Here is a 15,718-nt window from a genome sequence, read left to right on the forward strand (position 1 = left end):
ACGACGATGACGATGAACGCGACGGCCCTGACATCCGCCCCTGCCCCCGGCGTCCGCCCGCTGACCGGCAAGACGGCCCTGGTGACCGGCGGCAGCCGGGGCATCGGTGCGGCGATCGCGGTGCGGTTGGCGGCCGACGGTGCCGCGGTCGCGCTGACCTACCGGAACCGCGACGACCTGGCCGAACGGGTCGTCAAGGAGATCGAGCGGGCCGGCGGCCGGGCCTGGGCGGTCCGGGCCGACAGCACGGATCCGGAGGCGGTGCGGGCCTCGGTCGTCGCCGTGGCCGAGCGGTTCGGGCGGCTGGACATACTCGTCAACAACGCCGGCGTGGGCGTGATCGCTCCCTTCGGCGGGATCCCGCTCGCCGACGTGGACCGGGTGCTGATGACCAACGTCCGGGCTCCGTTCCTGGCCACGCAGATCGCCGCCGCCCACCTCCCCGAGGGCGGCCGGATCATCTCGATCGGCAGCTGTATGGCCGAGCGGGTGGCGTTCCCCGGCGGTTCCCTCTACGCCACCGCCAAGGCCGCGCTCATCGGCCTGACCAAGGCCCTGGCCCGGGAACTCGGGCCGCGCGGGATCACCGTCAACCTCGTCCACCCAGGTCCCGTCGACACCGATATGAACCCCGCGGACGGCGAGAGTGCGCAATTCCAGGCCGGGTTGACCGCACTCGGCCGCTACGGGGAGCCGGCGGATGTGGCGGCGACGGTGGCCCACCTGGCGGGCGACGGCGGCCGGTACATCACGGGCGCCGCGATAGCGGTGGACGGCGGGTTCGCCGCCTGACTGCCGGCCGCGGGCGTCCTGGTGACGGCGTCCGGCCACGGTCCACCGGTGGAAAACCAGGTCGCAGGCGACGGCGCCCCCGGGGCGCCGATCCCGCCAACACCCCGACGTCACAAGAGCGTTACGTGGATGACGGTGGCGCGTCACAGTGGTCCGTGAGGCTGGCGGTGCCGAGGGGCCCGCAGGGGTGCCCGGCGTCTCACATCCGGTCCTCCCCCCACGATCCGATCAGGATGGGACCTGCACATGCGAACTCCGCCGAGCCGCGCCCGCGCGCGGCGTGCCGCGGTGCGCGGGCGCCCCACGCCCCGCCGTACCGTGCCCCGATGGCGTCACCGCGACGCCGAGATTGTCATGTATTCAACAGTCAGGCCGGGTGTGGTGCGACACCCGGCCGCCTGCCGCACCGCACCGCGCCACCGGACGAGAACCCGCGGGTGAGACCCGCCTCACCGGCCCGGCGCCCCGCGGCTCCGTCCGCATGCGCCGCGCCACCCCGTGAACGCGCGTCAGCAACACGGCAGTTGACCCGGACCGGGCCGCCCGCCGGACCGCCGGCGCGTCGTCGACGTGGCCCCGCGACCCGGACGCCCCGCCGAGGACGCCGCCCCGGTCCCGCACCGGCCCGGCCCCGACCGTGGCAAGAAAGGACCCCCACCGGTGCTCACTTCGCACCCCGCACCCGCCTCCCCGCCCGCGGCCGGCGCCCCCGCGCCCCCGCCCGACGCCCCCCGGGCCGTGGCGCCACCGGACGCCCCCACCCACCACACCACCGGCCACGTCCTCCTCGTCGGCGCCCCCGGGCCGCGCCGCGACCGGCTCACCCGCACCCTGACCGCCACCGGCCACACCGTCCGCCACGCCCCGCCCGGCGGCCTCGCCCACCACGTCGGCCAGGCACCGCCGGACGCCGTCGTCGCCCTCGACCCGGGCGAGGGCGCCGCGCCGCCCGGCGACGGCCCCGCCCCGGCCCCGCGCCCCGCACTCGACCTCGTCCGCGAACTCCGCACCGCCCCCGCGGGCCGCGCCCTGCCGCTGATCGTGGTCGGTGCCGCGGACGTCGCCGCCGTGCTGCGCCACGGCGCCGACGACTGCGTCCCCGAAGCCTCGGCCCCGGCCGAACTCGCCGCCCGTATCGAGGCGAAGCTGCGCCGCGTCCCCGTCCCCGTCGAAAACCTCCTCCTCGACCCGCGCACCGGCCTCTACTCGCACCGCCACTTCCGCGCCGAACTCGACCGCGAACTGCGGCGCCCCGAGTCCGGCCGCAGCGGCGGCGCGCTCGCCGTCGTCGCCGTCGCCGAGATGGCCGCCCTGGAGACCCGGCTCGGCCCGCGCGTGCGCCGCGAGGTCGCCGAACGCCTCGCCGGGGTCGCCGAACGGCTCGGCGCCGCCTGCGACCGCTTCGGCTGGGACGAGGACGGACAGCTGCTGATGCTGCTGCCCGGCGTCGACGAGGACACCGCCCGCCGCGCACTGGAGCGCTTCGCCACCACCGTCGCCGGGACCCGCTTCGTCGTCGCCGACGAACACGTCCGCCTCACCCCGGCCATCGGCTGGCTGCCGCTCACCGCCTGCCCCGACGCCGACCGGGGCCCGCGCCGCGCCGCCGACGCCGCCACCGAGGCGCTGCGCCACCGCGATCTGCGGCCCGTACGCCACGCCGCCTGGATGCGCGGCGCCGAGCACCGCCGCCCCCGCCGCACCCTCGGCTCGCTGCTGCGCCCGCCGCTCTCCGCCCTCTCCCCGGCGCTCTCCCTGCTCCTCGGTGTCGGCGTCCCGTACGTCCTCTACCGGCAGACCCATGCGCTCGGCTGGGAGCTGGGCTCCGCGATGTACTGGGTGGTCGTCGCCGGTCTGGTGCTGTCCGCGCTGCTCATCGTCGTCGAATGCCTCTTCTCGCTGGACGCCCCCGCACGGCCGGCGGAGCCCGGCGCGCCCTACCCGCCGGCCAGCGCCGTCATCGCCGCGTATCTGCCCAACGAGGCGGCGACGCTGGTCGAGACCGTCGAGTCGTTCCTGCGTCTGGAGTACCCGGGCGAGCTGGAGATCGTCCTCGCGTACAACACCCCGCATCCGCTGCCGGTCGAGGACACCCTGCGGGAGATCGCCCGGCGCGACCCCCGGCTGGTGCTGCTGCCCGTCGCCGGGTCCACCTCCAAGGCGCAGAACGTCAACGCCGCGGTGACGCGGGTGCGCGGCGAGTTCGTCGGCATCTTCGACGCCGACCACCACCCGGCACCCACCGCCTTCCGCGACGCCTGGCACTGGCTCTCCAACGGCTACGACGTCGTGCAGGGACACTGCGTGATCCGCAACGGCGACAGCTCCCGGATCGCCCGGCTCGTCGCGGTGGAGTTCGAGGCGATCTACGCGGTCAGCCACCCCGGACGCGCCCGCCTCTACGGCTTCGGGCTCTTCGGGGGCTCCAACGGCTTCTGGCGCACCGATCTGCTGGCCCGCACCCGGATGCACGGCTCGATGCTCACCGAGGACATCGACGCCACCCTCCGCGCGCTGGGCGAAGGCGCCCGCTTCGCCGTCGACCGCACCCTGATCTCCCGCGAACTGGCGCCCACCACCACGACCGCCCTGTGGAACCAGCGCAGCCGCTGGGCGCAGGGCTGGCTCCAGGTCACCCTCAAGCACCTGTGGCGGGCGCTGCGTTCCCCCGTCTTCACCGCCCGCCAGAAGCTCGGCCTGTTCGTCCTGCTCGGCTGGCGCGAGGTGCAGCCCTGGCTGACCCTCCAGATCCTGCCGGTGCTGCTGTACGCCTGCTGGCGCGCGGGCGGCCCCACCCACCTGGACTGGGCGGTGCCGGTCGGCGTCCTCGCCACGCTGCTGACGCTCTCCGCGGGGCCGGTGCAGGCGCTCTTCGCCCGGCGGCTCGCGGTGCCGGAGATCCGCCGCCGCACCCCGTGGTTCTGGTTCTACTTCGCCGCCTCGACCGTCCTCTACAGCCACTTCAAGAACATCGTGGCCCGCCAGTCGCACCTCAAGGAGGCGCTGGGCGACCGCCGGTGGCGGGTCACCCCGCGCGCCGTCTCCCGGGCGGTGGCCCGCCGATGACCACCACCGCCACCGCCGCCACCGGGCGTCCCCGCACCTCCGACCTCGACGGGCTGCGCGGACTCGCGGCGCTGAGCACCGTCCTCTTCCACGTCTGGCAGCAGTACTGGCGCTACGACGCGGCCGGCAGCCACCCGCCGATCGACCAGCCGCTGGTCGGCGCGGCCCTGTCGTTCGAGGTCATCGACCTGTTCTTCGTGATGTCCGCGTACCTGCTGACCCTCTCGTACGCCCGCGCCGCCATCGACGGGGGCGCCACCCGCACCGCCCGGGTCTTCCTCTTCCGCCGCGCCGTGCGGATCCTGCCGCTGTACGTCCTCGCCGTCTGCACCGTCTGGGCCACCCGCAACCCCGACCTGCCCGGCGACTGGCGGGACCTGGCCGAACACCTCACCTTCACGCACCTCTTCGACCAGCAGCGGATCTTCTACACGCTCGGCCCCAGCTGGTCGCTGTCCCTGGAGGTCTGCTTCTACCTGGTGCTGGTCGTCCTCGGGCCGCTCGCCGTCCGCGCCTGCCGTCCGCTGCGGCGGCGCGGCGCCCGGATCGCGGTGTGCGCGGCGGGCTGCGCGGCGCTGTACGCCCTGCCGTGGGTCTGGATCGCCGTCGCCCACCACGGGCTCGGCATTCCGCACACCGACTGGGTGGTGTACTTCGGCCCGGCGGCGCGGTTCGGCGGGTTCGCCGCCGGGATGGGGCTCGCGGTGCTGACCACGGCGCTGGGGGAGCGGGGCCGCCCGCGCCGCGCCGTCGCCCTGCCGCTGACGGCCGCGGTCCTCGCCGCGCTCTACGCCCTCTCACTGCTCTCCGCCCCGGAGAACGCGGCCTTCACCTACTACCACCCGCTGGCCTCCGCACTCTGGGCGGTACTGCTCTTCGCCACCCTGCGCATCCGCCGACGCACCGTCTGGAACCGTTTCCTGACGGCCCGTTGGCTCACCACGCTCGGGCTGTGCAGCTACAGCCTCTTCCTCTGGCACGAGCCGGTCATGCTCCAACTGCACCGCGCCGGACTGCTCCCGGCCCAGCAGGCGGGCTTCCCGCTCGCCGTGCTGATCGTCCTCGCGGCGGCGCTGCCCGTCGCCTGGCTCAGCTACTGGCTCCTGGAGTACCCGGCGGGCCTCCTCGGCCGCCTCAAGGACGGCCGGGGCCGCCCCCGCGAGTTCTACCCGGAGGCGCCTCGCGCGGCGGCGTGACGCCCGCGCGCCGCCGGAGCCCGACGCGTACGGGCTCCGGCGGCGCCCTCACCGGTCCGCGGCACCGACCGGCAACACCCCGACCAGCAGCCCGGCGAGCGCCGCGGCGCAGCCGGTCGCCACCACCGCGGGCCAGCCGCCCGCCGTCCAGGCCAGCGCACCGCAGAGCGACCCGGCCGCGATGCCGAGGAACCGCAGCGTGAAGTAGAGGGTGTTGAGGCGGTTGTGTTCCGCCGCGTCGAGGCGGAACAGCACCGTCTGGGTCGCCGCCTGCCCGCCCCACACCCCCACGTCCAGCACGATCACGCCCGCGATCACCCACCACAGCGAACCGGTCCCCGGCAGCAGCACCAGCCACCCGACGACCACCAGACCGGTCAGCGCCGCCGTCGCCCCGCGCCGCCCCCACCGCTCCGCCAGCCGCCCCGCGGACGGCGACGCCGCCGCGCTCGCCGCCGCCACCAGCCCGAACAGCCCGATGCGCGCCGGGTCGAGCCCGTGGCCGTCCGCCAGCAGGAACGTCAGCGTCGTCCAGAACGCGCCGAACGCCACCCCCACCAGCGCACCCGACACCGTCACCACCCGCACCACCGGCCGCCACCACAGCCGGGGGAGCGAGGCGAGCGTGGCCCGGTAGCCGGTCCCTGTGGCGGGCGCGGCCGCCGGGAGCTGCGGCAGCGCCCGCCGCAACACCGCCATCAGCCCCAGCGTCAGCAGACACGAGACGGCGTACACCGTCCGCCACCCCGCCAGCTCCGCCAGCGCCCCGGCGTACGCACGCGAGGCCAGCACCCCGACGAGCAGCCCGCCCTGCACCGTGCCGACGATCCGGCCGCGCCCGGCCGCCGGACCGCCCGACGCGTCCGCCAGCGCCACCGCGAGCGGGGTGAGCAGCTGCGGCACCGGCGACAGCACCCCGAGCGCGAACCCCGCCACCAGCAGGCACCACACCGACGGCGCCACCGCACACACCGCGAGCGCCGCCGCCGACCCCCACCCGAGCGTGAGGATCAGCCGCCGCCGGTCGTGGCTGTCACCCGCCGGCACCAGCAGCAGAATGCCCGCCGCGTACCCCGCCTGGGTGACGGTCGGCAGCGCCCCGAGCGTCCCGGCACCCGCGCCGAACGAGCGTGCCACGGCGTCCAGCAGCGGCTGGTTGAGATAGACGTTGGCGGCCGTGACGGCGGCGGCGACCGCCAGCAACGGCACCGGCGACCGGCCGCCCGGCACCGTCAGGCCGCCCGTCGTACCGCCGCTGACCTGGGAAGAAGGAGTGGTTTGCTTCACAGCCCCCGACGCTAGGGCGGCGCCGGACGGCATACTTTCGAACCCCGGCCGTCCCCTGTCGAGAACCGGCCGGGACGGCGGCGGAAAGGAGCGGCACCGTGTACGGCAAGAGCGAGGACCGGGACGACTACCAGCACGTCCCCCGGCCGCTGGCCGCGATGGCCCGCGACCTCCCCGACGGCCACCACATCCCGCCCCACCGCCACCGCCGCCACCAACTCCTCTACGGCACCACCGGCGCGATCACCGTCACCACCGCCCACGGCGCCTGGATCGTCCCCGCCACCCGCGCCGCCTGGCTCCCGGCCGGGCTCACCCACGCGATGACCTGCGCCGGAGCCGTCGCGATGCGCACCCTCTACATCGACCCGGCCGCCGCCGGACACCTCCCCACCGACCCCGCCGTGGTCCCCGTCTCCCCGCTGCTGCGCGAACTCATCGACGAGGCCACCCGCATCCCCGTCACCTACGACCCCGACGGCCGCGACGGCGCCCTGATGCGGCTGCTCCTCCTCCAGCTCGCCCCGGAACCGCTCCCCGCACTCCATCTGCCCGCCCCCGGCGACGCCCAGCTGGACGGGGTCTGCGCGGCCGTCCGCCGCGACCCGGGCGCGCGCTGGTCCACCGCCGACCTCGCCGCCCACGCCCACCTCAGCCCCCGCGGGCTGCACCGCCGCTTCACCGCCGCGACGGGCATGAGCCCCGCCCGCTGGGTCCAGCAGGCCCGGCTGCTCCACGCGGTCACCCTGCTGGCCGCCGGCACCCCCGTCACCGCCGTCTCCGGCGCCCTCGGCTACGCCACCCCGAGCGCCTTCACCGCGATGTTCCGCCGCACCCTCGGCACCACCCCCAGCGGCTACTTCACCGCCGCGCCGCCCGCCCCGGAGCGGTGACGGGGCGGCCGGAACCACCGGACCGGCCGCCCCTGCCGTCTCACGCCTTCCGCAGCCGCGCGACGATCCCGTCGATGTCGTCCTGCGCCCGCGCGGGACGGACGAAGTGCCCACCGGGCTCCTCGTGCGCCTCGTACCGGATCCCGGCACCGTCCAGCGCGGCCCGGAACTCCTGCTGGCCGCGGAGGACCTCGGTCTCGTTGAGCAGGTCGAACGGGTCGACGGGGTTGGGGCTCGTCCCGGCGACCAGGAAGACCCGCTTGCCGCGGAAGCTCTCCAGGTGCTCCATCGGGTTGTCGGCGCTGACCTTCGCCTCGTCCCACAGCGGCGCCCCGTAGATGGTGCCGCCCGCCAGGTCCAGCGCGGCGGCGGAGACGTTCGCCCAGTTGGCGACGGCGCCCAGGTCGCGGCGGAGGCTCGGCGGACCCGAGTGCGCACTGACCGACGCGAAGCGGTCCGGGTACTTCGTCGCGTACTTCAGCGCCCCGAAGCCGCCCATCGAGAACCCGCCGACGGCCCGGCCGTCGTACTCCGCGTACGTCCGGAAGTTCGCCTCGACCCACGGCATCAGCTGGGCCATGTGGAACGTCTCCCAGTTGCGGGGCCCGGTGTTGGAGTTGACCGGGTTCGAGTACCAGCCGGCGTGGCCGCCGTCGGGCATCACGACGATCAGCGGCCGCCCGGCGGTCAGCCGGCGGATGCCGAGCCGGTCCCAGGTCATGAAGTCCTGGTCGGTGCCGCCGCCGTGGAAGAGGTAGAGGACCGGGTAGGTGCGCTCGCCGGTGTGGTAGTCGTCCGGCAGCAGGACGTTGACGGCGGGCTGCCAGGCGACGGCGTCGGTCGCGAAGCGGTAGAACCACATCCGCGCGTCGTGCTCGTCGCGCTCGACGACGCGCAGCCCGGCGCCGTCGCCCGGCGCCGCACCGGCGGGAGCCGCGGCCGCCAGGACCCCCGCCCCGCCCAGCGCCAGCGCGGCGGATACCCCGCCGACGGCCTTCAGCACGTTCCGTCGGCTCGTGCGGTGCTCGCTCAACATGACCTCCAGGTCGGAAGGCGGCACGGCCGAGGCACGTGCCGCGGAAAGCTCGGGTACGCCACCGCGGCCCGCCGCCGGGCGGTACGCCCGCGGGAGCCGGGGAGTCCGGGGGCGTGACCCGTGCGCCGGCACCCGGGAGCGCGCCGCCGCGGCACCCGGCGCACCACAGCGGGCGCACGCCCCCTGCCTCGCGTCCGCTGCCCGCCATCGCCGTTCCCCCATGCCCCGTCGGTCCCCCGTGTCCCCCGCGTCCCCGTGGCGCCGGTGGTGACGCGCCCACCCTTGCGGCGGGCGCTGAAATGCCGATGAAATTCTGTGGAGGCGACAGGGGGACGGACGTGGACGGAGACTTCGGACCGGACGGGGAAGCACGCCGGCGCATCGCGGTGCTGGGGCCGGTACGTGCCTGGCGCGACGGCACACCGCTGGAGTTGGGGCCGGTACGGCGGCGGGCGGTACTGGCCGCCCTGGCGCTGCGGCCGGACACCCGCGTCAGCCATGAGCAACTGCTCGACGACGTCTGGGGCGACCGGCCACCGCCCTCCGGCCGCCGGGTCCTGCCCAGCTACGTCTATCCGCTGCGCAAGGCCCTCGACCCGCCGGGCACCCCGCTCACGGACTCGGTGATCCGCAGCGACCGCGGCGGCTACCGCCTGTGCACCGACGCCGTCCGCCTCGACACCACGGAGCTGGCCGCCCACACCGCCGCCGCCCACCGCGCCCGCGCCGCTGGCGACCCGGCCACCGCCGCCGACCACTTCGGCCGGGCGCTCGCCCTCTTCGGCGACGAACCGCTGACCGGCCTCCCGGGCCCCTTCGCCCACGCCGAACGCCAACGCCTCGCCCGGCACCGCCCCGCGCTCCGCCACGACCGGCTGGCCTGCCTGGTCGACCTCGGCCGGTGCGCCGAAACCCTCGACGGCCTCGCCGCGCTCTGCGCCGCCGACCCCTACGACGAGGCGCTGGCCGCACTGCGGATGCGCGCCCTGTACGGCGCCGGACGGCAGGCCGCGGCGCTCGCCGTCCACCAGGAGATGCGCACCCGGCTCCGCGACGAACTCGGCGTCGACCCCGGCGAGGAGCTGCGCCGCGCCCACCAGGCGGTGCTCCGCCGCGACGACGCACAGCTCCGCGGCCCCCGCGCACCCGGCACCACACCCCCGCCCGGACCGGCGCCGCGCCCCCGCCGCACCGTCGACGACCTCCCCGCCGGACCCACCCGCCTCATCGGCCGGGACGCCGAACACGCCCTGCTCACCGAGGAGTCGCCGTCCGACGGCGTCACCGTCCTCGCCGTCGACGGCGTCGCGGGCGTCGGCAAGAGCGCCTTCGTCCTGCACACCGCCCACACCCTCCGCCACCGCCACCCCGACGGCTGCCTCTTCATCGACCTGCGCACCCACAGCACCGGCGCACGCCCCCTCGCCCCGCAGCGGGTGCTGCGGCGGCTGCTGCGCGCGGTCGGCGCGTCCGGCAGCGAGGTCCCCGAGGACCTCGACGACCTGACCGCCGCCTGGCGCGCCGCGACCAGCGCCCTGCGGCTGCTCCTCGTCCTCGACGACGTACGCGACGCCGAGCAGATACGGCCGCTGCTGCCCGCCGGGCCCGGCAGCACGGTGCTCGTGGCGGGCCGCCGGCGCCTGCCCGGACTCGACGCCGACCGCCGCGTCACCCTCGAACCGCTGGACGGCGGCGACGGACTGGCCCTCCTCCGCGACCTCGTCGGCGCCGCCCGCGCCGACCGCGAACCGGCCGCCATCCGCCAACTGGTCCGCCTCTGTGACGGCCTCCCGCTCGCCCTGCGCATCGCCGGGGCCCGCCTCCAGACCCGCCCCGCCTGGACCCTCGCCTCCCTGGTGGAGCGGATGACCGGCGACGAACGGCGGCTGGGCGAACTCCGCGCCGGCGACCGCAGCGTGGAGGCCGCGTTCCGGCTCTCGTACGACCATCTCGCCCCCGAGCAGCGGCGCGGCTTCCGGGCGCTCGGCCTCGCCCCGACCGTCGAGTTCGACGTCCTGGCCTCGACGGCGATGCTGCACCGGCCGCCCCGGGAGACCGAACACCTGCTGGAGAGCCTGGTCGACGCCGGCCTGCTCCACCAGCCGGGGCCCGGCCGCTACCGCCTGCACGACCTGGTCCGGGCGCACGCCCGCCGTCTCGCCGCGGAGACCCCCGACGAGTCCGCCGCGGCCCGCACCGCCGGACTGCGGCTCTACCTCGACGCGGGCCGCCTCACCAGCGACTGGGGCCCCGAGGGCTTCCCCACCGGCCCGCGGCCCGGCGCCGCCCCGTTCACCGGCCGGCAGGACGCCGACGACTGGCTGGACGCGGCGGGCGGTGAACTCGCCGACGTCGTCGCCCACGCCGCGGCACTCGGCGAGACCGACCACGCCTGCTGGATCGCCGAAGCGCTCAGCGACTACTTCGCCCGCCGGGGCCGCTACCACGAGTGCCGCGCCGCACTGCGCACCGCGCTCACCCACGCCGAGGCGTGCGGCGACCCGCGGATGCCCGGTGCGCTGCGCAACTGCCTGGGCATCACCGACCTCTACCAGGGCCGCCACGACCAGGGGCGCGCCTGGTTCACCGAGGTGCTGCAACGCGACGGCACCCACCCCGACCTGTACGAACAGGCCCGGGCCCTCGGCGGGTTGGGCGCCGTCGAACTCCAGGCGGGCCGCCCCGAGCACGCCCTCGTCCACCTCACCGCCGCCCTGGCCGTCGCCCGCCGCCTGGGTGACAACTGGCTCAACGCCATGGGCCTGTGCGTCCTCGGCGCTCTCCACCACACCCGCCACCGCCACGCGCAGGCGCTCGCCTGCTACACCGCCGCCCTCACCCACGCCGAGGCCAACGGCCGCCCCCGCATGATCAGCAAAACCCTCGCCTCCACCGCCGACGTCCACCTCGACCTCGGCCACTTCGGCGAGGCCCGCGCGCTCTACCGGCACGCCGCCGACCTGGCACAGCGCTCCGGCGACACCCTGCTGCACGCGATCATCCTGACCCGCATGGGCTCCGCCGAACACGGCGCCGGCAACCTCCCCGCCGCCCTCGCCCTCCACCACCAGGCCCTCGCCCGCCACCACACCCTCTCCCCGCTCACCGAACCCCACCGCGACCGCCTGGAGATGGACATCCGCAACCGCCTGGGCCGCACCTACTCCGCCGCCGGCCGCCTCCCCGAGGCCCGCGAACAGTTCCGCACCGTCCTCACCCTCCCCGGCGCCGACACCCACCCCGACCAACGCGCCCTGGCCCTGGAGGCACTCCGGGAGAGCGGGGCGGAGGGGCGGGGGGAGTTGCCGTGAGGGGCGCCGGTCGGGGCGGCCCGCCCGCGGTGAGCGGCCGCGGGGAAAACCGGTGGTGCGGGCGGGCGCCGGAGGGCTACCGTCGAGGCGTTGCGGACGGCGCCGACGGGGCCTCGTCGCAGAGGAAGAGGGAGGTGCGGCTGATGGCTGCCGTTGCGAGGGGCATCGCCCCGCTCCAGAAGCTCATACCGTCCACCTCCGTGGCCACCGGCTGACCCACGACCGACGGCGTACGCCGTCACCTCACGCCTGCCCGCACCCTGGGCCGGGGCGTGCGGCCGGGGCCCGTGCGAAGGGCCTTCCTTGTCTTCCTTCCTTTCTTCCGCTCTCTCCTCCTCTCCTTCTCCGTCCGCGGCCTCCGCGGACACCTCCTCGCCCCGCCCCGCCGTTCCCGGGGCACACACTCCGGATGCCGCGCCGACGCTCGCCGCGTACGGCTGGGACGACGGCTTCGCGGACGGCTTCGCGCCGTACGCCGACCGTGGCTTCGTCCCCGGCCGCATCATCCGCGTGGACCGGGGCCGGGTGGACGCCGTGGTGCCGGACGGTGCCGGTGTGCGGACCGTGCTCGTGGATACCGCGCCGGTGGCGACGGGCGATCCGCTGCGGGTGCCGTGCACCGGTGACTGGGCCGTCATCGACCTGGAGAACGGCCGGGTCGGGCCGCAACTCGACGGTCTCGTCCGGGCGTTGTTGCCGCGCCGTACCGCGTTCGTGCGGTCGGCGTCGTCGAAACGGTCGGACGGGCAGATCCTCGCGGCCAACGTCGATCACGCGGCGATCGCGGTGTCGCTCGCCGAACCGCTCGACCTGGGCCGGGTCGAACGGTTCGTCTCCCTCGCCTGGGAGAGCGGCGCGCAGCCGCTGCTGGCGCTGACCAAGGCGGACCTCGTGGCGGACGAGGCGTGTGCGGCGCAGCTCGTCGCGGACGTCGAAGGCGCGGCGCCGGGTGTGCGGGTGCTGGCCGTCAGCGCCGAGACAGGGGCGGGCGTCGAGGCGCTGGCCGCCGCGCTCGCCGGCGGGACCACGGTGCTGCTGGGCCGGTCCGGCGCCGGCAAGTCGACCCTCGCCAACGTCCTCGCCGGGCGGCCCGTTCAGCGGGTACAGGCCATCCGCGACCGCGACGGCAAGGGCCGGCACACCACCACGACCCGCGATCTGCTGCCGCTGCCCGGCGGTGGCGTGCTGATCGACACCCCGGGGCTGCGGGGCGTCGGCATGTACGACGCCGAGGGCGGGCTCAGCCGGACGTTCGCGGACGTCGAGGAGCTGGCCGAGCGGTGCCGCTTCCCCGATTGCGCGCACGGCACGGAGCCGGACTGCGCGGTGCGCGACGCGGTCGAGGGCGGCCGGCTGGCCGCCCGGCGCCTGGACAGCTACCGCAAGCTGCAGCGCGAGAACCGCCGCATCGTGGCGAAGACCGATGTCCGCCTCCGGGCCGAGATGCGCCGCGAGTGGCGGCTGAAGCAGGCCGAGGGGCGGGAGAGGTCGGCGCGGAAGAGGGGGACCGGCCGGCGGGGGTAGGGCCGTGCAGGGCGGGAGCGACGCCGCCGGGTCCGGAGTGTGGACCTCGGCGACGGGGCTCCCGCCCGGCGCGCGGGTGGGCCGGAACAGGTGTCGCCGCCCCCGGTGGCCGGCCATGCCGCGCAGCCCCGTAAGGAAAAGCTTCGGCCGGGTACGTCCGGCTGCCCCGTTGAGGCGTGCCATGCCCGCGCTTAGTTTGTGGGCGGGGCGATACGCAGAGGTCGCCCGGCCGTCGGCGGAGGGTGTGGTCATGACGCATGCGAAGGACGATCTCCCGTCAGCCGCTGCTCCGGTGGCGAGTTCGAGCGGCACGGCGTTCGAGCACGTCCTGGAACTGGTCGCGCGGCGGCGCGCCGAATTCGAGGAGAAGCGGCATGTTCCCCGGGATGTGATCGCCGCCTTCAAGGAGGCCGGTATCTACCGCGTCGCGACCCCACGGCGGTTCGGCGGCGAACCGCTGCCGCCGGGCCGGTTCCTCCGGATCGTCGAGCGGATCTCCGCCGTCGACGCCTCCGCCGGGTGGGTGGCCAGCTTCGGCTCCTCCCTGGGGTATCTCGCCGCGCTGCCGCCGGACACCCAGGCCGAGCTGTACGCGAACGGGCCCGATGTCGTCTTCGCCGCCGGACTCTTCCCGGTCCAGCCGGCCGAGCCGGTCGGCGGCGGCTACCGGATCTCCGGGCGCTGGAAGTTCGCCAGCGGCTGTCTGGGCGCGGATGTGCTGGGTGTGGGGATCAAGGCCGGCCAGGACCGGGCGGGCCGCCCGCTGACCGCGCTGCTGCGGCCCGAACAGGTCGAGATCGCCGAGAACTGGCAGGTCATCGGCATGCGCGGCACCGGCAGCCATGACCTCGTCGTCGACGGCGCCGTGGTCCCCGAGGAGTGGACGTTCGTCCGCGGCGGCCCGCCCACGATCGACGAGCCCCTCTACCGCTACCCGACGGTCCCCTACGCCGCGCAGGTCCTGGCGGCGGTGGGCCTCGGGGTGGCCCGCGCCGCCCTCGACCAGGTGATCTCCGAGGGCGGACGGGCGAGCTACACGGGCGGGCCGGTCGCCGCGGACCGTGCCTCGTACCGCATCTCCGTAGGACGCTCCGAGGCGCAACTGCGGTCGGTCCGCGCCTTCTTCCACGACATCACGGAGGAGGTGTGGCAGACCGTCGAGCGCGGTGACCCGGCCACCGACCGGCAGACCGGTCTGCTCCGCCTTGCCGCGGCGCATGCCGCCAAGACGTCGTTCGAGGTGGTCCGGGACGCCTACCAGCTCGCGGGAATCCGGGCCATCGCCGACGACAGCCCCATGCAGCGCTATCTGCGCGACGCCTCGGTGGTCCCGCAGCACGCGTTCCTCCAGGAGACCATGTACGACGGCGCAGGGGCCGTGCTTCTGGACGCCCGGCCCTTCCCCGGGTTTCTCTGAACACTCCGCCCGCCACCCATCGGAAAGGCACCACCATGTCCGGCACCCCTGACGCGCCCCTGCGCGTCCTCTTCTGCATCGGCGTCAACCAGAACTTCTTCGACCTGCCGACCGGGCAGCACAAGGCCGTCTGGGACGGCACCGTGACCATGCTCGAGCAGCTGCACGACATGCCCGGCGTCGAGGTGCTCGGCACGATGGACGACGACCAGCACATGGTCGGCCCGTCCGACTCCTGGCCGTGGACCTGCTACGTCCTCGCGGACGTCGCGGACCAGCGCACGGTCGCCGACGCCTGCAACCTCTTCCGCGCCGTCCAGGTCGGCGAGTACGGGCTGTGGCGCTACATGAAGATCGAGGCCCGTATCGGCCGCCCGCTGCCGGAGGTGACGCGATGAGCCCCGAGACGACGGACGGGAACGCCCCCGCCCGGCAGGTGGCCCTGGTCACGGGCGCGGCGGGCGGACTCGGCAGCTGTATCGCCCGGCGCCTGCACGACCGGGGATTCCGGGTGGCGCTGACCGATCTGGACGCCGCTGCGGCCGACGGCGCGGCGAAGGAGCTGGACCCCACCGGCGGGAGCGCAGTCGGACTGGCTCTGGACGTACGCGACAAGGACGCCTTCGCCGCCGTACGCGACGTGCTGACCGAACGGTGGGGCGCCGTGCACGTCCTGGTGAACAACGCGGGGCACTCCAAGGTCGAGGCGCTGATGGAGATCACCCCGGAGAGCTTCTCCGGGGTGATCGACACCAATCTCAACGGCACGTTCTACGGCTGCCAGGTGTTCGGCCAGTACTTCGCGGAGCGCGGCTACGGACGCATCGTCAACATCGCCTCCCTCGCCGGACAGAACGGCGGCACGGCCACCGGGGCCCACTACGCCGCGGCGAAGGGCGGCGTCGCCACGCTCACCAAGGTCTTCGCCCGCGATCTGGCCCCCCGGGGCGTGACGGTCAACGCCATCTCGCCCGGCCCGCAGGAGCTGCCCGTCGTCCGGCGCACCGTCGCCCCGGAGAAGCTGGCGCAGACCGAGGCCATGATCCCGGTGGGGCGGCTGGGGCGCCCGGAGTTCATCGCGGACATGGCCGTCCTGCTGTCCTCGGCGCACGCGGACACGGTCACCGGCGCCTGCTGGGACGCCAACGGCGGCCTCCACATGCGCTGACCCGGCCTTACGAGTCCCCGCGGGCACC

General features: G+C 75.4%; 11 protein-coding genes. 9 read left to right on the plus strand and 2 right to left on the minus strand.

Annotated features, from left to right (window positions below; translation table 11 throughout):
* Nucleotides 1-6 precede the first annotated feature (6 nt).
* The 3 genes from ACZ4U4_RS06075 to ACZ4U4_RS06085 all read left to right on the plus strand — a co-directional run bounded on the left by ACZ4U4_RS06075 (nt 7) and on the right by ACZ4U4_RS06085 (nt 5,054).
* On the plus strand, nt 7-792 hold the full coding sequence (locus ACZ4U4_RS06075; RefSeq protein WP_467869403.1) for an SDR family NAD(P)-dependent oxidoreductase: 786 nt from the start codon (nt 7-9) through the stop codon (nt 790-792).
* Nucleotides 793-1,452: 660 nt separating this feature from the next.
* On the plus strand, nt 1,453-3,858 hold the full coding sequence (locus ACZ4U4_RS06080; RefSeq protein ID WP_467869406.1) for a glycosyltransferase: 2,406 nt from the start codon (nt 1,453-1,455) through the stop codon (nt 3,856-3,858).
* Nucleotides 3,855-5,054 carry an acyltransferase family protein gene (locus tag ACZ4U4_RS06085; RefSeq protein ID WP_467869408.1) on the plus strand — a complete coding sequence of 400 codons (1,200 nt, stop codon included), beginning with the start codon at nt 3,855-3,857 and terminating at the stop codon, nt 5,052-5,054. The genes ACZ4U4_RS06080 and ACZ4U4_RS06085 overlap by 4 nt, the downstream gene beginning before the upstream one ends.
* 48 nt (nt 5,055-5,102) lie before the next feature.
* Here ACZ4U4_RS06085 and ACZ4U4_RS06090 read toward each other — a convergent pair whose 3' ends face one another.
* Nucleotides 5,103-6,341: an MFS transporter gene (locus ACZ4U4_RS06090; RefSeq protein ID WP_467869410.1), complete on the minus strand. Its 1,239-nt coding sequence runs from the start codon at nt 6,339-6,341 to the stop codon at nt 5,103-5,105.
* A gap of 98 nt (nt 6,342-6,439) precedes the next feature.
* Between ACZ4U4_RS06090 and ACZ4U4_RS06095 the strand changes: the two genes are divergently transcribed.
* Nucleotides 6,440-7,234: an AraC family transcriptional regulator gene (locus tag ACZ4U4_RS06095; protein WP_467869412.1), complete on the plus strand. Its 795-nt coding sequence runs from the start codon at nt 6,440-6,442 to the stop codon at nt 7,232-7,234.
* 40 nt (nt 7,235-7,274) lie between these two features.
* On the opposite strand, the gene ACZ4U4_RS06100 is transcribed toward ACZ4U4_RS06095, so the two are convergent.
* Nucleotides 7,275-8,270 (minus strand): alpha/beta hydrolase, encoded by a 996-nt coding sequence (locus ACZ4U4_RS06100; protein ID WP_467869793.1) that lies wholly within the window; start codon nt 8,268-8,270, stop codon nt 7,275-7,277.
* A gap of 338 nt (nt 8,271-8,608) precedes the next feature.
* Between ACZ4U4_RS06100 and ACZ4U4_RS06105 the strand changes: the two genes are divergently transcribed.
* From ACZ4U4_RS06105 to ACZ4U4_RS06125, 5 genes are all read left to right on the plus strand, one after another.
* A complete protein-coding gene (locus ACZ4U4_RS06105) occupies nt 8,609-11,581 on the plus strand; it encodes an AfsR/SARP family transcriptional regulator (RefSeq protein WP_467869414.1) in 2,973 nt (990 codons plus the stop codon).
* A gap of 303 nt (nt 11,582-11,884) precedes the next feature.
* A complete protein-coding gene (gene rsgA / locus ACZ4U4_RS06110; RefSeq protein ID WP_467869416.1) occupies nt 11,885-13,105 on the plus strand; it encodes a ribosome small subunit-dependent GTPase A in 1,221 nt (406 codons plus the stop codon).
* Between the two features lie 250 nt (nt 13,106-13,355).
* Nucleotides 13,356-14,522: an acyl-CoA dehydrogenase family protein gene (locus tag ACZ4U4_RS06115; RefSeq protein ID WP_467869418.1), complete on the plus strand. Its 1,167-nt coding sequence runs from the start codon at nt 13,356-13,358 to the stop codon at nt 14,520-14,522.
* A gap of 35 nt (nt 14,523-14,557) precedes the next feature.
* The gene (locus ACZ4U4_RS06120; RefSeq protein WP_467869420.1) at nt 14,558-14,920 is read left to right on the plus strand and encodes a hypothetical protein; all 363 of its coding nucleotides are present in this window, start codon (nt 14,558-14,560) and stop codon (nt 14,918-14,920) included.
* Nucleotides 14,917-15,690 (plus strand): SDR family NAD(P)-dependent oxidoreductase, encoded by a 774-nt coding sequence (locus ACZ4U4_RS06125; protein ID WP_467869422.1) that lies wholly within the window; start codon nt 14,917-14,919, stop codon nt 15,688-15,690. Before ACZ4U4_RS06120 ends, ACZ4U4_RS06125 begins: the two co-directional genes overlap by 4 nt.
* Nucleotides 15,691-15,718 lie beyond the last annotated feature (28 nt).

The organism is Streptomyces sp. NPDC029159 (assembly GCF_055564055.1).

Excerpts from the sequence above, each read along its gene's own strand:
- ACZ4U4_RS06120 (WP_467869420.1), top strand. The coding sequence starts at position 14,558 with ATGTCCGGCACCCCTGACGCGCCCCTGCGCGTCCTCTTCTGCATCGGC.
- ACZ4U4_RS06125 (WP_467869422.1), top strand. The coding sequence starts at position 14,917 with ATGAGCCCCGAGACGACGGACGGGAACGCCCCCGCCCGGCAGGTGGCC.
- ACZ4U4_RS06075 (WP_467869403.1), top strand. The coding sequence starts at position 7 with ATGACGATGAACGCGACGGCCCTGACATCCGCCCCTGCCCCCGGCGTC.
- ACZ4U4_RS06115 (WP_467869418.1), top strand. The coding sequence starts at position 13,356 with ATGACGCATGCGAAGGACGATCTCCCGTCAGCCGCTGCTCCGGTGGCG.
- ACZ4U4_RS06100 (WP_467869793.1), bottom strand. The coding sequence starts at position 8,270 with ATGTTGAGCGAGCACCGCACGAGCCGACGGAACGTGCTGAAGGCCGTC.
- ACZ4U4_RS06085 (WP_467869408.1), top strand. The coding sequence starts at position 3,855 with ATGACCACCACCGCCACCGCCGCCACCGGGCGTCCCCGCACCTCCGAC.